Below are 25,677 nucleotides of genomic sequence, written 5' to 3' on the forward strand. Positions count from 1 at the left end.
AGGCACGGGTGAAAATGGCCCGGATCGTGTCCGGGCCATATGGTGCGCGGCCTTAGACGACCGCGACGAGTTCGACGTCGAAAACGAGATCCTTGCCGGCCAACGGATGGTTGGCATCGACGGTGATCTCGGCGTCCGATGTATCGACCACTGTGAGCGTCATGGTGCGGCCGTCCCCGCCTGTCGCTTGCAACCGGGCACCGACCGAGGTGTCGACGCCATCGGGAATTTGCGCGCGCGGAACAGTTTGCACGCCTTCCGCACGGTGGGGCCCATAGGCTGCATCGGCCGGGATAGTCACTGTCTGCTTGTCGCCGACCGCCATGCCTTCGATCTGTTCCTCGAGGCCCTTGATGATCTGTCCAGAACCGACCTGGAATTCGAGGGGGTCGCGCCCATCCGAAGAGTCGAACTGTGTGCCGTCGGTCAAGCGGCCTGTGTAATGGATGCGCACAGTATCCCCGTGCTTTGCCTGGGTCATGCTGTGTCCTTTTTCAGCTTGTGTTTGCTCAGGACCCGCTGCGATGCGCAATGCCGATAAAATGACCGGGCCCGGCGATATGTGTCCGCTGGTCGTTGGCGCAGACTGAAGACAATTTAGGAAGCCTGACGCAGATGTAAACCGCTGGAGGGTGAAAGCGTCGCCGCCTAGAGGCCGAAAAGCGACAGAAACCACCAGATCAGCGCCGTCATTGGAAGCGGTCCGAGAAGGCGCGCCGGCCAGACTATCCAGTGCTGATCCGCGCCTGCGGTCAGGAAAATCAACCCGGCGAGAGTTAGAAAATAGAATGTCGCGGCGATCACTTGCGCGGCACCGAACACCGTAGCCAAGAGGCTCAGCCCGCCGATGACCGAGGCGATGGCCCCAAAAACGCCAAGCGCAATGAGCGCGCGCGCGCGCAGGGAAGGGCCTCTCTCTGGGGCGGGTTGATTATCGCTGTCGTCCATATGGGCGATATACCGATGCAGCTCTGGCGTCATGATTGGTTCGCGACCGTGCTGCAACACGAGCCTGCTCGCAACCGATATAATGTTTCGTCTCGCCTGCCATCGCCAATCAGACGCTGTGCTTGGGATCAGTCAGCATACTCTCCGTCGATGGCGATCCTTGCGGGCAGAGGCTTTAGCGGAATGCCATCGGTTAGGAGACCATCGGGGAAGCCCTTGTGGTTGGTTTTGGCCCAATGGTGCGGTCGAACCAGCAGGTCTCGCATGGCTATGGTCAGCGCCAATGCGGCGAGCAGCCAATAAATCGGCAGGCCGACGACAGCCATCACAGATCCTCGGCGCCGTAGCCTTTCAAGGCCGACCACGCTGATGGCGGCGGCGCCACCATAGCCAACGAGCAAAGATGCCAGCCCCGCGAAGACCCAAGGCGAGGGCATGCCCTGTGTGAGGGCGCCGATGAGAACGAGCACGAGTGTCGTGGTGAGGAAAATAGCGTGCATCGCCGTCGAGAGCACCATGCCGCCGACGAAGATGTAGAACGCGAAAACGCCCTTCCACCCCAGATCGCGCGCAAGGCTGAGCGGATGTGCGGAATGGACGATGAGGGTTTGCATCCAGCCTTTCATCCACCGGCTGCGCTGCCGCACCCATTCGGACACGGTTTCCGGCGCTTCCTCCCAGGTGATCGATGCAACGTTTTCGACCTTGAGACCGAGACGTGCCATGCGGATCCCGAGGTCGGCATCTTCGGTGACATTGAAGGCATCCCACGCTCCGATCTGGCACAGGGTTTCGGTGCGGAAATGGTTCGACGTGCCACCAAGCGGCATGGGAAGTCGAGCGCGCGAGATGGCCGGGAGAAGCACTCCGAAATGTCCGGCATATTCCGCGGCGAACATGCGGGCGACGAACCCTCTCGACGAAGGCGCGATCACGAGTTCGGCCTGCAGGCATTCGAGCTCTGAATCCTCGGCAAAGAGCGAGGCCGCACGACGCAACTGCGACGGTTCCGGCACGTCCTCGGCGTCATAGACAACGACATGGACACCGCGCGCCATCGGCAGCGCATAGTTCAGGGCCTTTGGCTTTGTAAACGGTGGCCCCTTTGGCACCACAATGAGCGAGAAGCGCTGATCGTGCAGCTGACCCTGGACTTCGGCGATGGTCTCGGGGCTGGCACTTTCGACAACGAAGATGATGTCGAGCTTTTCGGCAGGATAGTCCAGTCGCCGCATCGCAACGGCAATCTGGGACACCATATGGGCCTCATCTCGCAAGGGAATGAGGATGGTGTAGATGGGCAGATCCGGATCGCCCAGTTCAATTTTCGGCTTCAGCCGGGCATCTGGCCGATAGCCTCCCGCGGCCCAGAACCGGAAAAATGATGGGACTGTCAGTATAAGGCTCAAGAAGCCGAGCACTACGGGCTGGACGATCGGGATGGCGAGCGACGATGCCAAAAGGATGGTCGCGATCGCCAGAACGACGCCGAACCGGATGCGGAACGAGAGATCGAGATGAGCGCTTCCCGAGGGGAAACGACGCGCCAGACGCTGCAGAGCCGAGGTATAGAACAAGTGCTCATTGGCCTCCACCAAGCCCGTTCGCATGGTCGAGGGCGAGACGATGCAGAGCCGTTCCGCAAGGGCTGGGTCCTCTTGCACGCGCTGGCGCAGCGAGGCCAGTTGCTCGAGAGTGGGCGACACAAAGACCACCTCTGTACCGCCTAGACGGCCCCGCATGCTGCGAACGGTCCCGAGTGTATCGAGGTCCGCATCATCGCTAAGTGGCCGGATACTGCCCGCGATATGATCGCTATAGTGCGATCCGAGCATGGCCGCCGCACGGCGATATGGGTGCTCCGGATCGTCCGAAAAACTCTGATTCAACGTTTGGAGGGCGCAGGTTCGCAGATAGGCCGATCGGTCGAGCACCGCCAGAGCGGTGGCGTCGGACGCATTGGGCCCGAGCAGCGCCTTGACGAGCCCCATCGTGTCAGGCGGCCAGCAACCGATCATTTGCCCTCACTTTGCCTTGCCGACCCTATCAATTGCATGGCGGATAAGCCATAAGCAACCACGACCCGATGATCCCCTCTTGGACGTTAATTTTGTTTCGCAGCCTGGCCGTTACTGTTTTCGTTTCGATGCTTGCGTTGGTGAGTTGGCCGGCGCTCAGCCAGTCGCTACCGGTCCATGTCGATCCCGACGCGCGTGACGATCTGTTCAGCGCCGGTGAAATTCCGGCCCTCCGCTTCCTGACAACCGATGATTTTCCGCCGTTCAATTACACCGATGCGGGCGGAAGGCTTGTGGGCTTTCACGTCGATCTCGCCAACGCCATCTGCGTGCGTCTGAGTGCCCGTTGCACGATACAGGCCTGGCCGTGGGATCGCGTGCAGGACGCATTGGCCGACAATCAGGGCGATGCTCTGCTGGCAGGGCTGGATATCAATGAGACCTCGGCGGCGCGGTTCGACTTTTCGCGGATCTATATGCAACTGCCAGCGCGCTTTGTGGTTCGGCGCGCTGACGCAGCCGGCTTCGATGCCAGCGCCGTCGCGGGTTCGATTGCCGTTGCGGCCAATACACCGCATGCCGAACTCGCAGCGACGGCCTATCCGTCCGCTGAGATTGTCGATTTCCCAAGCGAGTTCGCCGCCCTCGAGGCGCTATCTGCAGGAGAGGTGGACCTTGTTTTTGCCGACGCCGCGCGGGCTTCGTTCTGGCTCAACGAGAACCCGGACTGTTGCAGCTTTGCGGGCGAAGCTTATTTCCGCCCGGACATCTTCGGGGACGGGCTGGCCGTGGCTGTCCCGGCGGGACTGGATAATGTGCGCGTAGCGATCAATTGGGCGCTCGTTCGGCTTCAGCGCGAGGGTCGGCTCGACGAGCTATATCTTCGCTGGTTTCCGGTCAGCTTTTACTGACCGGACTTGAGGCGCCGGTGGCGGATGCGGGCCGAGGTTTCGATGGCGGCAGTCGTCAGGCGGTCGATCGAAAACGCATCGCGGATCATTTCCAGCATGCGCAATTCTTCCTGATTGAGGGTCAGATCTACGGTCGCGATCTCGACGGCCAAGGCGTAAGCGGTTTCTTGCAGCCGTGGTTCGAGTGTGTCGGCGATCTGGCCCAAAAGAGCATCGAGGCCGGCCTTGTTGACGGTTTCAACGCAGGCGCTGGCGACCTCGGGCAGGCGTGATATGGCAAAGCTTTCGAACATCGGCCAACGGCTGATCAAGGCGGCGAACCGGTCCATCTCGTGGTCGGTGACGTCCTTGTCCGAGACGGCCGCCATTACCATGATGTGGACGAGGGCATCGGTTACTGAAAGCTGCATGACGTCACCAAACGAAACGGTCGAACTGCGCGGAATCTAGAAACACGCGATACCAAGCGCAAGTGCTTGGTTGACCGCCATTGACGTTTGTTTGGTGATGGTGCAACACCGGGCCGAATTCCCAAGCTTTGGCCTAGAAAAAGGACGGACGATCCGTGTCCTCAACTCTTCTTCCCCTCGACCCCGCCGCCATCGAAGCTGCGACAAACGCTCGCGCCTGGCCGTTCGAGGAGGCGAGAAAAGTCGTTCAACGGGCTGAAAAGCTTGGCAAGAGCGAGGTGATTTTCGAGACCGGTTACGGTCCGTCGGGCAAGCCCCATATCGGAACCTTCGGCGAGGTGATGCGCACCACGATGGTGCGGACCGCCTTCCGCCTGCTCACTGGCGATGCCATCAAGACGCGTCTCATCTGCTTTTCCGACGACATGGACGGGATGCGCAAAATTCCCGACAACGTGCCTTCCAAGGAGGCGCTTGAGCCGTTTCTGCAGATGCCGCTGACGGCGGTGCCCGATCCCTGGACCAATGAGTTCAAAAGCTTTGGCGATCACAACAACGCCATGCTGCGCCGGTTCCTCGACACCTTCGGGTTCGACTACGAGTTCGCCAGCGCGACCGAATACTACAAATCCGGCAAGTTCGACGCCATGCTGCTGCGTACGCTCGAGCGCTATGACGACATCATGGGCGTCATGCTGCCCATCCTCGGCGCCGAGCGTCAGGCGACCTATTCGCCAATCCTTCCAATTTCCCCGATCTCCGGCCGGGTGCTTTATGTTCCGATGAAGGAAATCAATGCCAAGGACGGCACTGTGACCTTTGCGGACGAGGATGGGCGCGACGTGACGCTGCCTGTCACCGGCGGCAATGTGAAGCTGCAATGGAAGCCCGATTTCGGCATGCGCTGGGCGGCGCTGGGCGTGGACTTCGAGATGTTCGGGAAGGATCACCAGACCAACCAGATCGTCTATGACAAGATCTGCGCCATTCTGGGCGGCACGCCGCCGGAACACTACGTTTATGAGCTCTTCCTCGATGAAGAGGGGCAAAAGATATCCAAGTCCAAGGGCAATGGGATCACCATCGATGAGTGGCTGACCTACGCGTCGGCGGAAAGCCTTTCGCTTTTCATGTTCCAAAAGCCCCGGACGGCCAAGAGGCTCTATTTCGACGTCATTCCCAAGGCTGTGGACGAGTATTTCACCTTCGCCGCGAAAGCCCAGGATGAGGATGCAAGCCAGCTTTTGGAGAACCCCACCTTCCACATCCACTCGGGAAGACCCCCGGCTCAGGACATGCCGGTAAGTTTTGCGCTGCTGCTCAATCTGGCGACGGCGTCCAATCCCGAGAGCCGTGAAGTCATGTGGGGATACATTTCGGCCTACGCCCCCGGTGTTACCCCGCAGACCCATCCGCATCTCGATGCGCTGGTGGGTTATGCCATGCGCTATTTCCACGATTTCGTGCAGAAGACCTATCGCGCCCCCGACGATGTCGAGCGCAAGGCACTCGAAGATCTGTCCGCATCGTTTGCCACGCTGCCGGCGGATGCCGATGGCGCCGCAATCCAGGATGCCGCGCTTGACGTCGCGCGCGAGATCGAGCGGTATCAGGATCACAAGCGCACGGGACCAAATGGCGGCCCGGGTGTTTCGGGCGCATTCTTCCAGATGCTCTATCAGGTGCTGATCGGGCAGGAACGCGGCCCGCGCTTTGGTTCGTTTGCAGCGCTTTACGGGATCGAGAACACCCGTAACTTGATCGCGCGGGCTCTGAACGGCGAACTCGCTTCGCAAGGGTAAGTGCGATGGGCGTCACCCCCGAACTCGCTGAGCTTGAGGCAACAATCCTGAGAATGGAGGCTCGGTTCGATGCAGAACCGAGCGCGGCAGCACTTATGGCTTACTATCGTCAACTGAGCCTTCGATTTGCAGATGATCTCACCGATCCCCGCGACATCGCGCTAAGCCGTGCTGCGGCCCTGATGATGGTCAAAGCCCAACAAGGCTGATCGATTACTGACTGGCCCAGAGGATGCGCGCGATCCAGTCGATGTCTTCGGGCTTGAAGATTCGCGGTTCGTGCTCGGGGTTGATCGAGTGCAACTCGATCTGCTTTTCGGTGCGGCGGTAGAGAATCTTTGCCATGACCTCGCCTTCGCGCGTCCGGGCCACCACGCGATCGCCGCGCCGCAATTGCTCGGTGGGCGAGACAATGATGTAGTCGCCGTCGCGATAGAGCGGCTGCATGGAATCGCCAGTGACTTCGAGGGCATAGGCGGTGCCATCGCCAAGCCCGGGAAATTTGACCTCGTCCCAGCCTTGCCCTGCCGGAAATCCTGCAGCGTCGAAATACCCGCCCGAGCCGGCTTGCGCAAAACCCAGCAGGGGCACGGTCATGCCGGGAGTTAATGCGGTTGAATGCTGCGAATAGGGGATTGCAGCCGACATCAACGTGTCGAAATTTTCCGAAGTGGCCTCAAGAACCTTGGCGATCGACTCCGTCGAAGGCCAACGCTCGCGGCCGTCCTTGCTGATCCGCTTGGAGGGATTGAACGCCGTTGCATCCAGGCCCGCCAGCTTGGCAAGCCCGGAGGTCGACAGCCCGTGCCGTTCCGCAAGGGCGTCGAGGGCCTGCCATATGGCGCGATGAGACAGCATGAGCACTGGCCAGAAAAAGGAATGAAGTCTTTAAATTGGAAACTAGTCCTATTCCGCCGTTAGTCTTTTGTAAAGCCATTTTGCGCCTTGGCAGGGGCGACAGGGGCGTTTAGACCGGCAGCGAGCAAGGAGTGAAGATGGCCGAACCGATCTATAAAATCGCAACGCAATCGGACTGGAGCGCCGCGCGCGCTGCTGGAGAACTTCACGGCACGCCGGTCGATCTCGCAGATGGATACATCCACTTTTCCACAGCGGCGCAATTGGCTGAAACGCTCAACAAGCACTACGCGGGGCAGTCCGGCCTTGTGCTAGTAACCATCGATCCAGATCGGCTGCCGGTGCCCCTGCAATGGGAGCCATCGCGCGGCGGGCAACTCTTTCCTCATCTCTATGCCGCCTTGCCACTCGAAGCCGTCATTGCAGAGCGCGAGCTGCACGCAGGGGCTGATGGCAAATTCGATCTGCCGGAGATCGCGTGATGGCCATTGGCGACCTGTTCCGCAATGCCGGTCTTCAGAAATTCGCCCGCGACTCGCTGCTCAAGATGGAAGCCGAGACGGCGCATCGCGCGACGATCAACGCGCTGAAGCTTGGACTGGCGCCGAGCGGAAGCCCGTCCCCTTCCAGTCTGGTAACCAGCTTTCTGGGTCTGAACTTGCCCAACCCGATCGGCATGGCCGCCGGGTTCGACAAGAACGCCGAGGTCTTCGCGCCCTTGGCCAAGGTCGGCTTCGGCTTTGTCGAAATCGGGACCGTGACGCCGCGCCCGCAGGAGGGCAATCCGACGCCGCGTGTGTTCCGCATCCCTGAGGAAATGGGGGTCATCAATCGGTTGGGATTCAACAATGAGGGGCACGCCGCAGCGTTTGACCGTCTCCGAAATCGGACGCCGGGTCAGATCGTTGGCGTCAACATCGGGGCCAACAAGGATACCGAAGATTTCGTCGCCGACTATGTCTTGGGCATCAACACCTTTTCGCCGCTCGCCGATTATCTGACGGTCAACATCTCTTCACCCAATACGCCCGGTTTGCGCAATCTGCAGGCCGATGAAGCGTTGAGGCGCCTTCTTGGCGCCGTGCTCGAGGCACGCGCAACCCAGCCGCGCCAGACGCCAGTCCTTCTAAAGATCGCGCCCGATCTCGACATCGCGCAGATGGACACGATTGCCGCGGTGGTGTTGGCCAGCGGGATCGATGGCGTGATCGTGTCCAACACCACGATTTCGCGCGACGCCGTAGAGGGGCGGACCAATGCCAGCGAGGCGGGTGGGCTATCCGGGAAACCACTTTTTGCGCTCTCCACCCAGCGCTTGGCGCAAATGCGTCAGAGGCTTGGCCCGGACTTTCCCATCGTCGGCGTGGGTGGCATCCATTCGGCCAAAAGTGCCGTCGCCAAATTCGAGGCGGGCGCCAATGTCATCCAGCTCTATTCGGCGCTGGTCTATGGCGGGCTCAAGATGGTCGATGAGATCACGACCGGCTTGGCCCACGCGCTATCGGAACGTGGGCTTGCGTCAATTTCCCAACTGACCAACGCAGCGGCGGACGATTGGGCTGAAGGGCGCGGGCAGATCTAGGCGAAGATGGCGGATTTTCGCCGCTCAATGGCGATGGCGTAGATGCCGGCGCGGACCAGCAGCAGCACGTGAAGCGCGATCCAGAGGCCCCATAGTCCGAGGACGGGCTGAAGCAGCATGGCCACGGCCAGATACACCACCAGCGATGCGATCATGCCATTGCGCATGGTGACGTTCAGCGTCGCACCAATCATGATGCCGTCATAGACGAAGGCCGGCATGCCGGTGAGCGGCGTCAGCGCCGCCATGACCAGATAGAGCCGCGCCATTTCGCGCACCTCCGGGTTGGTGGTCATTAGATCGATGGCCATCCATCCGCCGAAATAGAGCATCGCGCTCAACGCGGCGGCGATCACCAACCCCCAGCCCAGCGAGAGCTTGGTCGCCCGCTCGAAGGCCGGTCGCCACCGCGCACCGACGGCCTTGCCGCACAATTGTTCGACCGCCGTTGCGATGCCATCGAGAAAGAACGCTGCGACTGAAAAAAGCTGAAGGAGGATGGCGTTGGAGGCCAGTTCGATCTCGCCGGTTCTGGCGCCTTGCGCCGCGAAATAGGCAAATGCGCCCATGAGCGCAGCCGAGCGGATGATCAGGTCGCGGCTGATGCCGAGCATGCGGCGGATCGCCGTCACGTCGAGAAGCGCCGGCAGGCTGGTGTTGGAAAGGATCGGCGCGAGGCCCCCGTAATAGCGTACCGCAATCGCTAGCCCGACAATCGCCGCCACCGCCTGCCCGATAACTGTGGCCCAGGCAACGCCCGGCACGCCCCAGCCGAGGCCATGCACGAACCAGATGCTCAAAACGATGTTGATCAGGTTGATGAGGATCTGCAGCCACATGCCGGTGCGCGCATCCGCCCGGCCATAGAACCAGCCCAGCAGCACGTAGTTGACCAGAACGAACGGCACCGACCACATGCGCACGCCCATATAGTCGGCAAAGGCCTGCGCCGAATTGGGCGGCGGCGCGAGCGCGGCGGCAAAACCGAGAGTTATGGGATAAGACAGCGCCAGAAGAACGAGACCCAAAACGATGGCGATCACCATCGCCCGGGCCATGTGCAACAGCCCGTCGAGCGGATCGCGCGCACCGACAGATTGCGCCGTCAGCCCAGCCGTACCGAATCTGAGAAAAAAGGCGAGGGCGAAGATGACACTGAACGCGGTCGCGCCCAGCGATAGTCCGCCCAAGAGCCCGGCATCGCCCAATTGGCCGATGACCGCCGTGTCGATGATGCCTGCAACCGGCTCGGTGATAAAGGCGATCGACGCTGGAATGGCGATCGCCCAGATATCGCGGTGGCGAACCGTAAAGGGATGAACATCGGTCATGGATGGAAGCCGGAGGTGACGTGGATCGCGACGCTATCCGATTCCGGAAGCAGTTACCTAGCTCGGCAGCTGATCTTTCTTGAGGATCACCGGGCGAGTCGGGACCTGGCACACGGGCATGATCTCGATGGAATTGACGTTGACGTGCGCGGGCAGATTGGCGATCCACCAGACGGTGTTGGCAATGTCTTCTGGCAAGAGCGGTTCGTTGTCGGCGTACATCTTTTCATTGGCTTCGAAATCGCCACCCGTGCGAACGGCGGTGAATTCGGATTTGGAGTGCCCTGGCTCGACCGATGTTACCCGGATGCCCGTGCCCATCGTGTCGGTGCGCAAATTCATCGAGAACTGGTGCACGAAGGCCTTTGTCGCGCCATACACATTGCCGCCCGTATAGGCGAACCGGCCGGCGATCGAGCCGACATTGATGATCGATGACCCGCGTCCGACCTGCTTGACCAGCGGCAGCACTTCGAGCGTCGTATGCAGCATGCCCATGATGTTGGTGTCGATCATGGTCTGCCACTGATCGGTATCGATATCGGGGATTGCGCCGGTGCCGAGCGCGAGCCCGCCATTGTTGAAAAGGCAGGTGATGGGCTTGAAGTTTTCCGGGATCGCCGCGACGGCACGTTTGATCGACGCCTTGTCGGTCAGATCCATTTCGATGCCGTGGACGATTTCGGGAAACTCGGCCTCGAGTTCCACGAGCCGTTCGCGCCGACGTCCAGTCGCGATCACTTTCCAGCCGTTGCGAGCAAACTGCCGTGCGGTGGCGGCGCCAAAACCTGACGTGGCGCCCGTGATGAAGATGACCGGAGACATGACCATACCCTTGATAATCGTCGGAGAGCGCGTCCGGACTGGACGCGCCGGCACCCTAATGGGCGTTTTGATCAGGCTCAACCATGGAAGGCAATTATATGATTATCGCCGCCGACCCGCCGCCATCAGCCGCCCGATGAACCACAGCGGCAGAACGATCACCGCGCCGGTCAGGATATAGGCGAAGGCATCGCGGAACACTTCGAACCCATTGTCGAAAACCGAATTGATAAACCCCTGGAAGGAGCGGAAGATCGCCTCCGGGCTGAGGCCGAAGATCGCCATGAGGAAGCCCACGACGAGGCTCATGATGACGAGGCGGACGACAACGCGTCCCGGCGAACCGCCAAGGAACGATTCCAGCCATCCGCGTCTTTGATTAGTCTCACGGTTGTCCATAGTCTCGGGCATCGGCTCACTTGGGTTTAGCGATTCTTTACATGATGCCACATAGGCGCCAACCATGGCCAATTAAAGAGGCGCCTATCGCGTGAGCGTGCTCTCGCCCATCGTTTCGGACTGGTTTGCCTCCAAGGGTTGGCAGGCTCGAGCGCACCAATTGGCCGTACTCGATGCCGAGCGCGCCGGCAATTCCGTACTGCTTATCGCGCCGACCGGTGCCGGAAAGACGCTAGCCGGGTTCCTGCCGTCCATCGAAGACCTCATCGCCAATCCGATGGATGGGCTGAATACGCTTTATATCTCCCCGCTCAAGGCACTTGCCGTGGACGTGGCGCGCAATCTGGGCGATCCGGTGCGCGAGATGGGGCTCAAGATCAAGGTCGAAACCCGAACCGGCGACACTCCGGCCTCGCGTCGCCAGCGCCAGCGTTTCGCGCCGCCCCATATCCTGATGACCACGCCCGAGCAATTGGCGCTGCTGCTGAGCCATCCCGACAGCGCCAAACTGTTTGGTAGCCTGCGCCGCATCGTGCTCGACGAGTTGCATGCTCTGGTGACCTCCAAGCGCGGCGATCTCCTGAGCTTGGGCGTCGCGCGGTTGGCGCGGCTGGCGCCGGAGGTCAAGATTACCGCGCTATCGGCAACTGTAGCTCAGCCCGAAATCCTGCGTGACTGGATTGCCGCGCCCGTCGCTCCGAGCCCCGCGGTGCTGCTCAACGCCCCCGGCGGAGCGGCGCCGCAGCTGGGCATCCTTTCGAGCGACGAACGCCTGCCGTGGGCGGGACACTCAGCGGCCTATGCCGTTCCCGCGCTCTACGAGACGATCAAGCAGAACGGTACGACGCTGCTCTTCGTCAACACGCGGTCACAGGCCGAACTGCTGTTCCAGAACCTCTGGGCGGTAAACGACGATGGCTTGCCCATTGCCCTCCATCACGGTTCTCTCTCGGTCGAGCAGCGCCGCAAGGTTGAAAGCGCCATGGTGTCAGGCGTGCTTCGGGCGGTAGTCTGCACCTCGACCCTCGATCTTGGTATCGACTGGGGAGATGTCGATCTTGTAGTGCAGATCGGCGCGCCGAAGGGCGCATCGCGCATGCTGCAGCGCATCGGCCGGGCCAATCACCGGCTGGACGATCCCTCGCGCGCTCTGTTCGTGCCCGCCAATCGGTTTGAAGTCCTCGAATGCGAAGCGGCACTCGAAGCGGTTCAGGAGGGCGCTCAGGATAGCGAAACCCCGCTTCCCGGCGGACTGGATGTTTTGGCCCAGCATATTCTGGGCCTGGCTTGCGCGGAGCCGCTCGATGCCGGCGAAACGTTCAAGGAGATCACCAAAGCCTGGCCGTACAAGGACCTCGACCGTCCTAAATTCGATCGTGTCCTCGAGTTCGTGTCAACGGGGGGCTATGCGCTCAAGGCCTACGAACGCTTCGCCAAGCTGCGCAAGACCGAAGATGGGCTATGGCGCATCGCCAATCCGCAGATCGCCCAGCAATATCGCCTGAATGTCGGCACCATCGTCGAAGAGCCCATGCTAAAAGTGCGTCTTGTCCGCTCCCGCGGGGTACGCAAGGGGGCAACCACTGGACCGATCGGCCGCGGTGGCCGTGTGCTGGGCGAAATCGAGGAATATTTCATCGACCAGTTGGTGCGTGGCGATACCTTCATGTTCGGCGGCGAAATCGTTGCGTTTGAGGGTGTTGTCGAGACCGAGGCCTATGTCAGCCGGTCGTTTTCTGACAGCCCGAAAATCCCCTCCTATATGGGCGGACGCTTTCCCCTCTCGACCTTTCTCGCGGACAAGGTGCGCAAAATACTTGCCAACCCCGAAGATTGGCGTGTCTTGCCTGATCAGGTACGCGAGTGGCTGGACCTTCAGAACTACGCCTCCGTCCTGCCCGACGCGGACAGCCTTCTGGTCGAAACCTTCCCGCGCGCCGACAAGCACTACATGGTCTGCTACCCGTTCGAGGGGCGGCTGGCCCACCAAACCTTGGGCATGCTGCTAACCCGGCGGCTCGAACGGGCCCGTGCCAAACCGCTGGGGTTCGTGGCTTCGGACTATTCGCTCGCCATCTGGTGTGCTTCTGATCTGGGCGCGCTGATCGACACCGACCGTCTCTCACTCGATCAATTGTTCGATGAGGACATGCTGGGCGATGACCTCGAAGCCTGGCTAGATGAATCGGCGCTGATGAAGCGCACCTTCCGCAACTGTGCCGTCATTTCCGGGCTGATCGAGCGACGGCATCCGGGAAAGGAGAAGACCGGGCGGCAACTGACCATGAGTTCGGACATCATCTACGACGTGCTCTATCAGCACGAGCCCGACCACATATTGATAGAGGCCACGCGGCGTGATGCGGCGCGCGGTCTGCTCGATATCGAACGGCTGGGTGTGGCCTTAAAGCGCATCCGGCGCCATATCCGACACAAGCGGCTGGACCGAATCTCGCCTCTTGCGGTACCTATCTTGCTCGATATCGGCAAGGAGCCGATCTTTGGTGAAGCGCGCGAATCCATCCTCCGGGAAGCCGCCGAAGACCTTATCGCGGAAGCTATGGGCGTGGTCCCGTAGCCAGTCGCCGGCACGGGAAGACATCAGTTTGGCTCAAATACAGCCTGTTTCAGATTCGGACGCTGCCCCCGTTATCCGCTTTCATGGACAGGTTTTTCTTCCCCTTGCTTCAGGTGCGCTGTTCTGGCCGGATGCGAATGCACTGCTGGTCGCCGATCTGCATCTGGAAAAATTGTCGAGCTACGCGCGCTCTGGTCAGTTCTTGCCCCCTTACGACACCGGTATGACTTTGGCCCGCCTGCAGCGCGACCTTACCGAAACTGGTGCGACGACCGTGATTGCGCTCGGTGATAGTTTTCACCGCGACGAGGGCTCAACGACACTCCTCGACAAGGACCGCGCGACTTTGGCCTCAATGGTCGAAACGCGCGACTGGTTCTGGATCGCTGGCAATCACGATCCTGCACCGCATGGGCTCGGCGGGGTCTGTTGTGCCGAAATTTCGATCTCAGGCTGCTCGCTCAGACATGAACCGCGCCGTGGAACACCTGGATTGATTTCAGGCCATTTGCATCCCGCAGCGCGGGTCGCGATCAACGGCAAATCCTCGCGCCGTCCGTGCTTTGCATGGGACGACCATTTGCTGATCCTTCCGGCTTACGGCGCGTCGACGGGGAGTCTCAACGTTTTGTCACCGGCCTTTGCGGGACTGTTCGACAAAACGCGACTGCAGGTGAGCATGCTTGGGCGTGACCGCGTTTACCCCGTGAGCACCCAGCGCCTCGTGCACGGCTAGCGCCGGAACAATACGCCGCCCATCCAGCCGGTAAAAAGCGCGAGCAGCACTGTGGCGAGCCCGTAAAGCAGCGGCTGATCGACGGCCGCTTCGCCCAGGAAACGCTCGAAGCCGGACTTCTGAACAAAGAAGCGTTGCGCGCGATCAGCTATGATCTCGCCATCTCGGACGACGAAAACCTGGGCGAGAAACATGCCGTTCGGAACATTGGCGGGCAGTACGATGCGGGCGGAAAAAAATGTCGGCGACATGAATGTGACGCCGCGCGGATCCGCCCGGAAAAGGTTCGAGCGCTCCATCAACCGCACCAACTCGTTTTCATATAGCGCGACATTGCCATTCGATTCGCTCAGCGTCGCCCGAGCCAGACCGTGCAGGCTGAATTGCCGACGGTCGATGGTCTCGGCGTCGAGCAAGGTTTCGATCGGTCGACTTGAAGCAATGCGATAAAACGACGGCAGGCCGGAAAACAGCGCATAGTCGGCGTTGAGCATAATGCCGAACTGGCGCGACTTGCGCCGCACGACGCGATCTTCCACCGGTCCACGCACTACCATGACAATGTCATAGGCCCCACTTGGCATGGTTCCTGCGGTATCGGGTTCGATATTGCCGAAGAGCGTGACCGTCTCTCCCGAAAAGCTCGAGTGGATGGAAATCGTTGGATCGGATGTGCCGAAAACCAGGCTTTGGGCTTGGGCGGCGGCGCCGGAAACGATCAGGGTCGCAACGAGGATGATAAGGCGCATGACCATCACAGCGCCTCCCCGAACCCGAGGGTGGCCATGGAATAGGGGTCGGCCGGCGCCAGCAACAAGGTCAGTGCAAAGCGGATGGCAACGCCCAGAACGATGATCGCCAGAAGCGCGCGCAGTTGGTCACCACGCAGATATTGTCCGGCCGAGGCGCCAAACTGTGCCCCTGCGACGCTCCCGACCATCAGGCAGAATGCCAAAAGCATGTCCACGCTCTGGCTTTGCACAGCGTGCAACACGCAGGTCGCTGCCATCACCGCAAGGACGTGGAGAAGCGAGGTGCCGATGACGACCGACCCGGGAATGCGCAGCAGATAGACGAGTGCCGGCACGAGGATGAACCCCCCGCCAATGCCGAGCAGCGAACCAACGATGCCGATGAAAAAGCCGATGCCGATGACCGGGATCACCGAAATATAGAGTTTCGAGCGTTTGAACCGCACGCGCAGCGGCAGGCCATGGGCCCAATTGTGCTGGCCCGGCATGCGCCGCGGCGGTGGGCCGCTTTTGCGCGAGCGGATGAGGGACCGCACCGCTTCGATCAGCATGAGCGTTCCGATGGAGCCTAGAAAGATCAGATAGCCGAACGAGATTGCCAGATCGAGCTGACCAAGAGTGCGCAGGAGATCGAATATCCAAACGCCAATGAAAGCGCCACCAAATCCGCCCAGTACGAGAAACCCGGCAAGTTGGAGATCGATGCCGCCCCGCCGGAGATAGGACAACGCCCCAGAGGTCGAAGAGGCCACGACCTGACCGGTAACCGAAGCGACGGCGACCGGTGCCGGGACCCCGGAAAAAATCAGCAATGGCGTGAGAAGGAAACCACCGCCGACCCCGAACAGTCCCGACAGGAACCCGATCGCAGCCCCAATCCCTACAAGAAAGAAGAGATTGACCGATATTTCGGCGATGGGCAGGTAGATCAGCACGGCCGGAGCCCATTCATAGGAAGGTGACGCAGGGCGCTGATAGGGGCGCCCTGTGGCAGATTTATTGCATTTGTGTGCACCAGGTTCGAAACCTGATGCAATTGCACTTTTAGACCGGTTGGCTGCCGAGGACGGCCAGCAGCCGAGGATTGACCGCTCCGCTTTCGCTCATGCCGGTCTCGCGCTCGAACGATGCAATCGCTTCGCGAGTCCTTGGGCCGGCAATGCCGTCGGGTGTGCCGATTTCGTAACCGAGTTTGCCAAGCAGCATCTGGACGCGCAAGACCACGTCAGTGTTCGCGATAGATGGGCCCGGATCGAATGTCTCGTCCCAAGTTCCGATCGGCGCAAAATTTGCGGCAAGATCGAACTCGGCGGGGCTCCAGGCGGCAATCGTGTCGTCTAGCCGCTGGACCGCCGCAGCGTCGAGCGAACGGGCAACGTCATCGCGTGAGGTCGCGGCGTCCTGGTCGCCGGCGCGGGCGGCAAGCGAGAACCACACATAGGATTGTTCGAAATCCTGTTCGACGCCGAGGCCGCGGGCATGAAGCATGCCCAGATTGAACTGGCTATCGGTCATGCCGCGGGTAGCTGCTTCTTCAAACCAATGTGCCGCGGATTCAAAATCCTGGGTTTCCAGTTCGCCGCCAGCATAAAGCGAGGCGAGGTTGTGCATCGACATGCGGTTACCGGCTTCGGCGGCGCGTTGATACCAGAGACGTGCCATTTCAAGATCGCGTTCAACGCCGCGACCGCTTTCGTAGAGGCTGCCGAGCCGATATTGCGCCGGAGCAAAGCCCTGCGCAGCGGAGCGTTCATACCATGCGGCGGCCTGTGCAAAATCTTGTTCGACCAGCGTGCCCTCGGTGAGGATGGCGCCGATTTCGAACTGGGCAAACCGGTCGCCGGCTTCGGCTGCTGCTGCAAGCTCGGCGGGCTCGATACCATCCGGCACTGCGATTTCAGGCAAAGCGGCTGACGTCATGGTCTCGATTGCGCGCGCTGCACCATCGTCTGTGGGAAGCGGTGAGGCGGTGTCGATCGACGCTGTCTGGATCGGATCAAGATAGGGAAGGGCGTTGATGGTGGCTGCGTCGACGCGCGCCGCGGTAAGGCTCGGCTGCTGCTCTATGACGCGAACAGCGGAGGTGAGTCCATCTGCGCTGCCCGTTTCGAGCGTTTTGGGTTCGGCAGAGACCGGCGCTGCCGGCTCGACTGGTGCGGCCTCGGGTTCTGCAGCCGGGGCCGGGGTTTCCACCACGGGTTCAATGGCCTGCACACTCTCGGTGGTCGCCGTGGCCTGACGATCGAGAATGAGCGGTACGGCAAGGGCGATAGCCACGATCAGCGCGGTGCCGAGGAGGAGTGCGCGGCGATTGCGTGCGAGAAAGCCGGGCGTTGGCTCTTCGGATGTTTCGAACGCTTCAGGCTGAACAGCCGGCTGCTCGATGGCTTCCGGAGCGGCAAGAAAAGGCTCAGCTGGGCCGGTCTCGGTCGCTTCGGCCTCGGCGCGCTGGAAACGGGCAAGCGCGCGTCCGATCAGAGACTTGGATTCGAGCGCTTCAGGTTCGGGCTGACGTGCAGAACGACGGGCGGCTTCGATAAAGCTCGAGCGGGTGGCGCTGGAAACGCCTTGTGCGGCTGGTGTCTCGGTCTCACGGGCGGCGGCCTCGAACGGGCTCCGGGACTGCGAGAAGCTCGACATCGGTTTGGCTGGGCGCTCGATCGCTTCTGGATCGATCATGAAGCCCTTGGGTTCGTCCGCCGGTTGCACCGAAAGAGGAACGACCTCCGGCAGGCTCTCGATCGGCTGGCTCAGGACACGGCGAGTCGATCCGGTCACAGGGTCGACCGGCATTGCATCGTCGGGGCGCTGACGCGGCTTGGGAGGGGCCTCGGATATCGGGGTCGCAATCGCGGTTACAGGCTCGGACTTCTCGATCTTGGTGTTCAGCATCGCTTCAAGACGCGCGATGCGGTTGTCCACCTGATTGATCGACTGCTTCACTCCGGCCAGATGGCTGGAGGCTTCGGCTGGTTCTGCGCGGGCAAAGAGATTGGCCAGCCGCTCCTCGAGCGCGGCCAGATCGGCCTTGTCGATGCCCGCACCCTCCTGGTCGGCGAAGGGCGCAAGTTCATTGGCTTTGGCGATGATGCGCTCGGCCAAGGCGTCGAGGTCGGGCGGCAGGCTTGTCTCGCCGTGCGATGCCTCGGACATGGCCTTGAGCTGGTTGCTCGTATCTTCGATCCTGAGCGCAATCTGGCGCAACTGGGTTTCAACCGCATCCGATGTACCGCCGGCTGGAGCGCTGGCGATGGCCTCGATACAGGTGTCGATGGCGTCAAATCGTGGGGCAATGGTTTCGGCGATAACGTGGCGCAGGGTCTCAACGCTCTGGGCCAGCGTCTCGGCTTCTTCTCCACCCGAGGCCTGCATCGTTTCAATGCGCTGGCTCAGCGCGTCGATTTTTTCGAGCAGGGCGGTCGGTTCGCGATTGGCCGAGACCGCTTCGGTCAGCGAGGCCATATCCTGGCTCAAGCGCTCGACATAGGCCGGCTCGGCCTGGCTGGCTTCAAACGCATCGATGCGATCGTAGATCGTGCGGACGGAGCGCTCGATCATTTCCATCGACTGGATCTGGCGCGCCTCTGAAGCGGCAAGCGCCTCTTGGTCGCGATCGGATATTTCGACCTGATGGGCAACGAGCTTTTCGACTGTCCCCGTCAATTCCTCGATGCGTCGCGAGGTGGCTGTTTCGCCCGATGCGCGATCGGCGGCGAGAATTTCGGCGAGGTTGCCGATCTGCGCTTCGATGCGCCGGATCTGCCCGGTTTCGCCGACAGCGGCGGCCAGCATTTCGATGACTTCGCTGAGCTGCGAGATCTGTCCGGAAATGTCGGCGCGATTGTCGAGCGTGTCGAGGCGGTCGGCGACGCTGGATTCGAAATTGCCGATCCGTTCGCCCAAGGCGTCGAGCGACTGGGCGAGACCACTGAGCTCTGCGTCGTCGCGTGCCGCGGGGGGCGTCGGCTGGGGCTCGGGCGTGGGTTCGGCTATCGCAGGTGTCGGCCCGACAACAGCTGGTTCGGGTTCTGGCACGTTGACGGCGCCGGTCTGGCGGGCGCGGATCTGGTTGATGGCGTCAACGACGCTTTCGCGCATCACGGGGCGATCGTCGCTCGACCGGTCGGCGAGGCGGTAGACGGCCTGGCGAACGCTCTTGAGCGCTTCGGAATGGCGCGATGCCTGATGGGCCATGGGGCGCGGGGTGACGGCTTGCGGTTGAGTGGTGTCGGGTTTTGCGCTGGTGACGTGGTCTTCGACCTGATCGAGCAGGGCGACCAATTCGTTGCGCAGGCTCTCCCATTCCGCGCCGTTCGATTTTGGCGCAACCGTTTCGGTCTCGGGCCAATCGTGATTTGGATTCGTACGCGCCATGTGTCCGTCCGACCGGGTCTTTGGGGCAGCGCCGCTTGCGCTACATTCAGAAAAGGGAATCGCCTAGCGTGACTCTCGTCAGTTTATGGTAAACATCGCGTTAACCCTGGTCGCATTCTGCATTGAAAGCACAGGTAAATTCGCCCATTGCTTGAACTGGCCCACCGTTCGTGGTGTGGTCGATTTCTCAGTACCAGCGTGAACGATCCGGCAGACATGACAGGTTCGACCCGAAAGGAGCGTGTAGCGCGCCGTGGCGAGGGGCAGGCGATCTATACGATCGCCGAACTGGCGGACGCGTTTTCGATCACGCATCGCACGCTGCGGTTTTACGAGGACAAGGGGATGTTGCGCCCCCGGCGTGTGGGCAACAAGCGCCTCTACACCAATCGCGATCGCCTGCGGCTGCGCATCATCCTCGACGGCAAGCAGGTCGGGCTGACGCTGCGCGAAATCCAGGAATATCTCGACACCTATGATCTGCGCGATGGCTCTTACGACCATCTGCGCCGCGCGCTCGACAAGGTGCAGCACCAGCGCCATTTGCTGCAGCAGCGGCGCAGTGCGATCGAGAAATCGCTCGCCGAACTCGGACGCGTCGAGCAGATCATCGAAGGCATGCTGGCCGAACCGCAGGACCCCGACGGCCATGGCGACAAAATTTAGACTTTCGGCCAACCTGACGCGATTTGCTTGATTTGGCGGCCAATCTTGGGTTTATCACAGGTGAGTTATCCCTTCCGGCGAGGATTTGCGCCCCATGAGTCACCGCATCATCATCGTCGACGACCATCCGCTGTTTCGTTCGGCCCTGCGCCAGACGCTGGAAGGAACGGATGCCGACACGGCGTTTGAAGAGGCCGGCGACATCGAGGGGCTGACCTCGGCACTCGAAGCCAATCGCGATTGCGACCTCGTGCTGCTCGATCTCAACATGCCGGGCGTGCGTGGGTTCTCGGGGCTCCTCTTGCTGCGCGCGCAGTTTCCCGAAATCCCGGTGATGATCGTATCGGCTGTCGAGGATGTTTCGATCATCCGCCGCTGTTTCGATCTGGGCGCTTCGGGGTTCCTCTCGAAGTCCGAAAGCGCGGCGCGCATCCGGCAATCGATCGATACGATCCTTGCAGGCGGGCTTTGGGTGCCCGAGGGTGTCTCGCTCGATGGCGACGACGAACAGGCCGAGGTGCTGGCACGACTCGGCACGCTCACACCGCAGCAGATCCGCGTCCTGATGATGCTCTCGGACGGACTGATGAACAAGCAGATCGCCTATGAGCTTTCGATTTCCGAGGCGACGGTCAAGGCGCACGTCTCGGCGATCCTGCAAAAGCTCGGGGTCGACAGCCGCACCCAGGCGGTGATTGCGTCGTCCAAGATCGAGCAGGGACATTTTTCGCAATTGTTCGAGAGCGCCGAAAGCTAGGCTGAGCACGTGCGCAATCGCCCTCCGGCATTGCCATCGGGTCCCCGGCGATTTCAAAGACGGCATGGGGCGATGAACGCTCCGCATGATTTTTGTTTTATATGAAGCGATCATCGCCCCATGCGTCCGGGATTTTGGGCTTATGGCGGCGTCTCGGGCTGGGGATTGTTGGAAGTCTCGGTTGCCCGATCCTCCCGGTGCCCCTCCGGGTTTCCCCGGTACGACGTGGACCTCGCAATCCACATCCGGCCATCCGTCCGCTTTGGGCCTTCCCTGCGGCGACCCCCAAGGAACCCGAACCAAACCCGCCCAAACGTTCGTTGCGCTTGCGTCCATCAACGCGGGTTCGTTGGGGGATTATGGGGAAGATCGAGAGGGCGGGGATAAGTTATTTTTAGGGTGAGGGTGGTTGAGGGGGCGCTGAGACGCGGAGCCACAGGTGACCGATACCGCCCCGCGTTCGAAATCATCACTGACTTTCGGCGCGGGGCGAATGTGTGCCGCTGGCTATTGCGGCAGAGCCTCGGGGGCGTACTGGGCGGCGAATTCGGGGCTGGGGGGGATGGGTTTGATGACGTCGATCAAAATGCCGTTGGGGTCGGTGAGGATGAAGTGGCGCTGGCCGAAATCTTCGTCGCGGATGTCGAGGACAATGTTCGCTTTGGCGTCTTTGAGTTGGGCATAGGCGGCGTCGACGTCTTCGACTTCAAAGCTCAGCAGGGCGCCACCGGTCTGGCCGCGATGGGCTTCGGGGATCGTCGCGTGGTCCTTGGCCAGAACGGCGAAATTGAACGCCGGGTTGGCCGTCGATTGCAGATGGACGTACCAATCGCTGTCGAACAGCGTCTTGAAGCCGAAATGGTCGACATAAAAAGCGGCGGAGGTCGTCACGTTATCGGTCATGATGACGGGATAGAAGCTGGTCGGACGCATGGGGGTTTCCTTTCGCTTGAAACAAACATACTGTCTGTATGTATGATTGAAATAACATACAGGCAGTATGTATGCAAGTGGTATTGAAACGGCGTTCGAACAAGGATCGCTCTGAGGGCACACGCGCGGCCCTGGTGGCGGCGGGGCGTGATCTGTTTGTCGAGCGGCCCTATGCCGACATCGGGACGCCCGAAATCGTGGCCAAGGCAGGGGTAACGCGGGGCGCGCTCTACCATCACTTCGCCGACAAGCGCGAATTGTTCGCTGCCGTGGTGGATGCGGAAGCTGCGGCGGTGGCGCGCGATATCATCCAGTCATCGCCCGATCCCACATCGGCCATGGAGGCGTTGATGGCCGGCGGCAGAGCCTATCTCGATGCCATGGCGGCGCCGGGGCGCACACGGCTTTTGCTGCTCGAAGGGCCGGCGGTGCTCGGACACGCCGAGGCGAAATCGATAGATATGTGCCACAGCGCCAGCGCGCTGCGCGATGGGCTGGCCTATGCGATAGAGACCGGGGCGCTGCAAAAGCTGGCGCTCGATCCGTTGACTGCAATGATTTCGGCAGCGTTCGATGCCGCAGCACTCGACATCGAGGCGGGCGGAAGCCGAGCGGATTGGGAAAAAAGCCTCGAAGCGATGATCAGGGGGCTGGCGCCGGCCTGACGTTCAATCGAGCGGCAGGGCCATGGTCCAGCTTTCGCGCTGGCCGAACGGCTCGGACGATTGCCGGGTGAAGCCGTGCTTTTGATAGAGTGCGACAGCAGCGTCATTTTCACGGAAGACACCAAGCGCGATGTGCCGGCAACCCGCCTCTCGGGCAGCGGACTTGAGGGCGTGCATCAGCGCGTCGGCCAGCCCGGTTCTGCGCGCGGCCGGGCGCACGTAAAACCCGTGGATCGTTCCGGTTGCGCCAAACACACGCAGGAATGCGTTCGCTTCGTCGTTTCCGGCGACGAAGACATGAGCGCCCGATGCGATGGCATCGGCATAAGCCGTAATCGGGATGGTGCTTTCGTCATCGAGCGGCGTCATGAACGCTTCGGGATGATTGGCGATGGCTTCGAGTGAAAGCGTCCGCCAGAGCGCAGCGTCGTTCGGCGCAAGGCGTCGGACGAGGACCATCCGCTAAAGCTGCTTGCTCATCTGGGTGAGTAGGGCACGCAGCGCTGCGGGTTTGACGGGCTTGTTGAGCACGGGCGTGCCGCGCGTTTCGGCGAGTTGGCGGACGGCAGGGGTCTGGTCGGCGGTGACGAGGACGGTGGGGAGATGGCCGCCGACGATCTGTTTGAGCCATTCGATGGCATCCAGCCCCGAGGTCTGGTCGAGGTGGTAGTCCATCAAAACGAGATCGGGCACCCAGCCCTCGAGCATGCCCAGTTGCGCGATTTCCTTGAGAGAAGTCGCGGTACGCACATCGCAGCCCCAGTTTTCAAGCAAGCCGGACATGGCATCGAGGATCGAGCGTTCATTGTCGACGCAGAGGACGTGCAGTCCGTCGAACTGGCTCGGCGCGCGCTGCGGCGCTTCTTCGACCGGCTGCGGAGTAAGCTTGCCGTCCTTGACCAACGGTACGAATACCGAAAACCGTGAGCCGGCGCCGACCTTGCTTTCGATATCCATGGGATGATCGAGCGCGGCAACGATGCGCTGCACGATCGAGAGGCCCAGGCCCAAGCCCGGCGCAATGCGGGCGCCCTGTTCGAGGCGGGAGAACTCGGTGAAGATCAATTGGTGCTGGTGCCGATCGATGCCGATGCCGGTATCGATGACGTCGAGCCGAACCGTGTCGCCGCGCTGGCGGCAGCCGACCAGGACGCGGCCACCGGGGCGGGTGTATTTGACGGCGTTCGAGACGAGGTTCTGGATGACGCGCGCCAACAGCATACGATCGGACCGGACCGAAAACGAAGCGCCAACGACGCGCAGCTCGATATTTTTCTCGTTGGCCAGCGGCTGGAACTCGACTTCGATTTTCTTGAGCAGGTCGAGGATATCGAAATTGGTGCGCGAGACCTTGAGCGCGCCCGAATCCATACGCGAAATGTCGAGGAGGGTCGACATGATGTCTTCGACGGCGTTGAGCGCGGCGTCGATCGAGCCGGCGAGATCCGCCGTGGGCGTGCCGCGCGTGCGTTCGAACAGCGTCGAGGTGTAGAGCCGGGCGGCGTTGAGCGGTTGCAGCAGGTCGTGGCTGGCGGCGGCGAGAAAGCGGGTCTTTTCGTGATTGGCGGCGTCGGCCTTGGCGCGCGCCTTTTCCAGTTCGGCATTGAGGATCGTCAGGGCGCGGGTGCGATCGTTGACCCGCGCTTCGAGGGTGTGGTTGATCTGTTCGAGCGCCGCTTCGGCACGTGCGCGGTCGGTGACATCGGAGAACGAGACGACAAGACTGCCATCGCTCATGCGGCTCGTGTGAATTTCGAGCTGGTTGCCGGCCATGTTGGAGCGCTGGGTGAGCGTCGTTGGCTCGGATGTGATCAGGCGTCGGCGTTGGCTGGCCAGAACGGCGGGCGTGCCGGGTCCCAGATCGCCGCGGCGGGCGATGAACAAAAGGACGTCATCTATAGAGGTGCCCGGTACCGATAGATCGGCCGGAAGCGCCAGCCCGGACCGATAGGTTGCATTGGAGACGACCAGCCGCATGTCGGCGTCGTAAACCGCGATGCCATAGGGCAAGTGGTTGATCGGTCCCGACAGGGCGGGGCCGTCGAACGGATGCGGCTGGCGGGTCGGCTCGACCATTTCCGGGACCTCTCAGGTTCGTCCTGTCGTGGCCCTTCGAGAGGATCGATGTCAAGCTATCCCAATGGACAATAGGCTCAATTTGGCGCTAGCGTCGTCAGCGCCCCATGCTCGGGGCAGAGACTGGACAGGAGACGAACCCATGTCACTTCTAAAGGAATTCAAGGAATTCGCCATCAAGGGCAATATGGTGGAGCTGGCGATCGGTATCGTCATCGGCACCGCCTTTACCGCCATCGTCAATTCGATCGTCAACGACATTTTCATGCCACTGGTCGGGTTGATCCTGGGCGGTGTGGATTTTTCCAACCTCTTTATCGTTCTGTCCAATCCCAATGACGTCGCCGTGCCGTCGCTGGCCGTTGCGCAGGAACTGGGCATCGCAACGCTCAATATCGGCCTGTTCATCAACGCCACTGTGCGGTTTACAGTGATCGCTATCGTTCTGTTCATGCTGGTCAAGCTGATCAATCGCCTGCGCCGTGAAAAAGCCGCCGAGCCTGCGCCCGAAGTGCCCCCCGCACCCTCGCGCGAAGAAGCGCTGCTCACCGAGATTCGTGATGCGTTGCGGGCACGTCCCCTGAACTGATCGCAGACGCTGCGCCTCTCCCGGTTTGCCGGGAGGGGCGATCGCGATTTGGGTGAGGCCAATCCTCGCGAATCGCCATCTTCCATACAGGACTTGAGACCTAACATGTTAGCGACGTGCTCAACGCTGCACGGCGTGTCTATCGACGAAATAGGTTGTCTGTCTCAAGATTTACGTATTACTCCCTATTGCTTTAGTTTTTATAAGACTGTAGTCCTATTTGTAGGTAGTCGAGTCTAGGGAGATTCCCGGACGGCTGATTTGACTGCCTGTAGCAAACTTCGTGCGCGATTACGCTTACGGATCGCGAGGCGGACCACAGTCTGGAGAATGGCCCTGTAGCGGGCGCCGGGACCGTCGCGTTCCGGCGGACACCATGTCTTTGCCTCTGGTTTGCCGATCTGTGACGGGTCGATGGCTGCTCTCACCGAGCGGTCGAAAACAGACGGTTTAAACGCAAGTGCCCG

General features: G+C 61.2%; 25 protein-coding genes. 11 read left to right on the forward strand and 14 right to left on the reverse strand.

Annotation, left to right across the window (positions count from 1 at the left end):
* Positions 1-52: 52 nt before the first annotated feature.
* The 3 genes from BLR31_RS15595 to BLR31_RS15605 form a co-directional block, all read right to left on the reverse strand.
* Positions 53-481: an FKBP-type peptidyl-prolyl cis-trans isomerase gene (locus tag BLR31_RS15595; RefSeq protein WP_090597696.1), complete on the reverse strand. Its 429-nt coding sequence runs from the start codon at positions 479-481 to the stop codon at positions 53-55.
* A 167-nt stretch (positions 482-648) separates the two neighbouring features.
* A complete protein-coding gene (locus tag BLR31_RS15600) occupies positions 649-981 on the reverse strand; it encodes a hypothetical protein (RefSeq protein WP_090597632.1) in 333 nt (110 codons plus the stop codon).
* 95 nt (positions 982-1,076) lie between these two features.
* Positions 1,077-2,966: a glycosyltransferase family 2 protein gene (locus BLR31_RS15605; protein WP_090597633.1), complete on the reverse strand. Its 1,890-nt coding sequence runs from the start codon at positions 2,964-2,966 to the stop codon at positions 1,077-1,079.
* A 92-nt stretch (positions 2,967-3,058) separates the two neighbouring features.
* On the opposite strand from BLR31_RS15605, the gene BLR31_RS15610 reads away from it, so the two are divergent.
* A complete protein-coding gene (locus BLR31_RS15610) occupies positions 3,059-3,877 on the forward strand; it encodes a transporter substrate-binding domain-containing protein (RefSeq protein ID WP_176762705.1) in 819 nt (272 codons plus the stop codon).
* Here BLR31_RS15610 and BLR31_RS15615 read toward each other — a convergent pair.
* Positions 3,871-4,287 carry a tellurite resistance TerB family protein gene (locus BLR31_RS15615; RefSeq protein ID WP_090597635.1) on the reverse strand — a complete coding sequence of 139 codons (417 nt, stop codon included), beginning with the start codon at positions 4,285-4,287 and terminating at the stop codon, positions 3,871-3,873. The genes BLR31_RS15610 and BLR31_RS15615 overlap by 7 nt on opposite strands.
* A 155-nt stretch (positions 4,288-4,442) precedes the next feature.
* On the opposite strand from BLR31_RS15615, the gene BLR31_RS15620 reads away from it, so the two are divergent.
* Entirely contained in the window at positions 4,443-6,089 is a 1,647-nt protein-coding gene (locus BLR31_RS15620) for a lysine--tRNA ligase (protein ID WP_090597636.1), read from the forward strand.
* 5 nt (positions 6,090-6,094) lie between these two features.
* Positions 6,095-6,298 (forward strand): hypothetical protein, encoded by a 204-nt coding sequence (locus tag BLR31_RS15625; protein WP_090597637.1) that lies wholly within the window; start codon positions 6,095-6,097, stop codon positions 6,296-6,298.
* A 4-nt stretch (positions 6,299-6,302) separates the two neighbouring features.
* On the opposite strand, the gene BLR31_RS15630 is transcribed toward BLR31_RS15625, so the two are convergent.
* Entirely contained in the window at positions 6,303-6,947 is a 645-nt protein-coding gene (locus BLR31_RS15630; RefSeq protein ID WP_090597638.1) for a S24 family peptidase, read from the reverse strand.
* Positions 6,948-7,084: 137 nt separating this feature from the next.
* Here BLR31_RS15630 and BLR31_RS15635 point away from each other — a divergent pair, with 137 nt between their 5' ends.
* Complete coding sequence (locus BLR31_RS15635) at positions 7,085-7,429, forward strand: DUF952 domain-containing protein (protein ID WP_090597639.1); 345 nt, start codon at positions 7,085-7,087, stop codon at positions 7,427-7,429.
* Positions 7,429-8,529 (forward strand): quinone-dependent dihydroorotate dehydrogenase, encoded by a 1,101-nt coding sequence (locus tag BLR31_RS15640; protein WP_090597640.1) that lies wholly within the window; start codon positions 7,429-7,431, stop codon positions 8,527-8,529. Before BLR31_RS15635 ends, BLR31_RS15640 begins: the two co-directional genes overlap by 1 nt.
* Here BLR31_RS15640 and BLR31_RS15645 read toward each other — a convergent pair.
* The 3 genes from BLR31_RS15645 to BLR31_RS15655 all read right to left on the reverse strand — a co-directional run bounded on the left by BLR31_RS15645 (position 8,526) and on the right by BLR31_RS15655 (position 11,096).
* A complete protein-coding gene (locus tag BLR31_RS15645) occupies positions 8,526-9,860 on the reverse strand; it encodes an MATE family efflux transporter (protein ID WP_090597641.1) in 1,335 nt (444 codons plus the stop codon). The two genes, BLR31_RS15640 and BLR31_RS15645, sit on opposite strands and share 4 nt — an antisense overlap.
* Positions 9,861-9,917: 57 nt before the next feature.
* Positions 9,918-10,685, reverse strand: coding sequence for an SDR family NAD(P)-dependent oxidoreductase (locus BLR31_RS15650; protein WP_090597697.1), 768 nt, complete (start codon positions 10,683-10,685; stop codon positions 9,918-9,920).
* A 102-nt stretch (positions 10,686-10,787) separates the two neighbouring features.
* Positions 10,788-11,096, reverse strand: a complete 309-nt coding sequence (locus tag BLR31_RS15655) for a DUF6460 domain-containing protein (RefSeq protein WP_143009410.1) — start codon at positions 11,094-11,096, stop codon at positions 10,788-10,790.
* A gap of 79 nt (positions 11,097-11,175) precedes the next feature.
* On the opposite strand from BLR31_RS15655, the gene BLR31_RS15660 reads away from it, so the two are divergent.
* Both BLR31_RS15660 and pdeM read left to right on the forward strand, forming a co-directional pair.
* Positions 11,176-13,662 carry a ligase-associated DNA damage response DEXH box helicase gene (locus tag BLR31_RS15660; protein WP_090597643.1) on the forward strand — a complete coding sequence of 829 codons (2,487 nt, stop codon included), beginning with the start codon at positions 11,176-11,178 and terminating at the stop codon, positions 13,660-13,662.
* Positions 13,663-13,690: 28 nt separating this feature from the next.
* Positions 13,691-14,398, forward strand: a complete 708-nt coding sequence (pdeM, locus tag BLR31_RS15665) for a ligase-associated DNA damage response endonuclease PdeM (RefSeq protein WP_176762706.1) — start codon at positions 13,691-13,693, stop codon at positions 14,396-14,398.
* On the opposite strand, the gene BLR31_RS15670 is transcribed toward pdeM, so the two are convergent.
* The 3 genes from BLR31_RS15670 to BLR31_RS15680 all read right to left on the reverse strand — a co-directional run bounded on the left by BLR31_RS15670 (position 14,395) and on the right by BLR31_RS15680 (position 19,524).
* On the reverse strand, positions 14,395-15,153 hold the full coding sequence (locus BLR31_RS15670) for a TIGR02186 family protein (RefSeq protein WP_090597645.1): 759 nt from the start codon (positions 15,151-15,153) through the stop codon (positions 14,395-14,397). The two genes, pdeM and BLR31_RS15670, sit on opposite strands and share 4 nt — an antisense overlap.
* On the reverse strand, positions 15,153-16,085 hold the full coding sequence (locus tag BLR31_RS15675) for a sulfite exporter TauE/SafE family protein (protein WP_090597646.1): 933 nt from the start codon (positions 16,083-16,085) through the stop codon (positions 15,153-15,155). Before BLR31_RS15675 ends, BLR31_RS15670 begins: the two co-directional genes overlap by 1 nt.
* A 109-nt stretch (positions 16,086-16,194) precedes the next feature.
* The gene (locus BLR31_RS15680) at positions 16,195-19,524 is read right to left on the reverse strand and encodes a peptidoglycan-binding protein (RefSeq protein ID WP_090597647.1); all 3,330 of its coding nucleotides are present in this window, start codon (positions 19,522-19,524) and stop codon (positions 16,195-16,197) included.
* Positions 19,525-19,740: 216 nt separating this feature from the next.
* Here BLR31_RS15680 and BLR31_RS15685 point away from each other — a divergent pair, with 216 nt between their 5' ends.
* Together BLR31_RS15685 and BLR31_RS15690 are read left to right on the forward strand one after the other, a co-directional pair.
* Positions 19,741-20,190, forward strand: a complete 450-nt coding sequence (locus BLR31_RS15685; RefSeq protein ID WP_090597648.1) for a MerR family transcriptional regulator — start codon at positions 19,741-19,743, stop codon at positions 20,188-20,190.
* 94 nt (positions 20,191-20,284) lie between these two features.
* Positions 20,285-20,947, forward strand: coding sequence for a response regulator (locus BLR31_RS15690; RefSeq protein ID WP_090597649.1), 663 nt, complete (start codon positions 20,285-20,287; stop codon positions 20,945-20,947).
* A 507-nt stretch (positions 20,948-21,454) separates the two neighbouring features.
* Here BLR31_RS15690 and BLR31_RS15695 read toward each other — a convergent pair.
* The gene (locus BLR31_RS15695; protein ID WP_090597650.1) at positions 21,455-21,880 is read right to left on the reverse strand and encodes a VOC family protein; all 426 of its coding nucleotides are present in this window, start codon (positions 21,878-21,880) and stop codon (positions 21,455-21,457) included.
* 71 nt (positions 21,881-21,951) lie between these two features.
* On the opposite strand from BLR31_RS15695, the gene BLR31_RS15700 reads away from it, so the two are divergent.
* On the forward strand, positions 21,952-22,545 hold the full coding sequence (locus BLR31_RS15700; RefSeq protein ID WP_090597651.1) for a TetR/AcrR family transcriptional regulator: 594 nt from the start codon (positions 21,952-21,954) through the stop codon (positions 22,543-22,545).
* Between the two features lie 3 nt (positions 22,546-22,548).
* Here the strand turns inward: BLR31_RS15700 and BLR31_RS15705 are convergent, their stop codons facing one another.
* Both BLR31_RS15705 and BLR31_RS15710 read right to left on the reverse strand, forming a co-directional pair.
* A complete protein-coding gene (locus BLR31_RS15705) occupies positions 22,549-23,004 on the reverse strand; it encodes a GNAT family N-acetyltransferase (protein WP_090597652.1) in 456 nt (151 codons plus the stop codon).
* 3 nt (positions 23,005-23,007) lie between these two features.
* Complete coding sequence (locus BLR31_RS15710; protein WP_090597653.1) at positions 23,008-24,621, reverse strand: hybrid sensor histidine kinase/response regulator; 1,614 nt, start codon at positions 24,619-24,621, stop codon at positions 23,008-23,010.
* A 142-nt stretch (positions 24,622-24,763) separates the two neighbouring features.
* Between BLR31_RS15710 and mscL the strand changes: the two genes are divergently transcribed.
* Positions 24,764-25,210 carry a large conductance mechanosensitive channel protein MscL gene (gene mscL, locus BLR31_RS15715; RefSeq protein WP_090597654.1) on the forward strand — a complete coding sequence of 149 codons (447 nt, stop codon included), beginning with the start codon at positions 24,764-24,766 and terminating at the stop codon, positions 25,208-25,210.
* Positions 25,211-25,677 lie beyond the last annotated feature (467 nt).

This window comes from Pelagibacterium luteolum (assembly GCF_900100665.1).
Classification (GTDB): domain Bacteria; phylum Pseudomonadota; class Alphaproteobacteria; order Rhizobiales; family Devosiaceae; genus Pelagibacterium; species Pelagibacterium luteolum.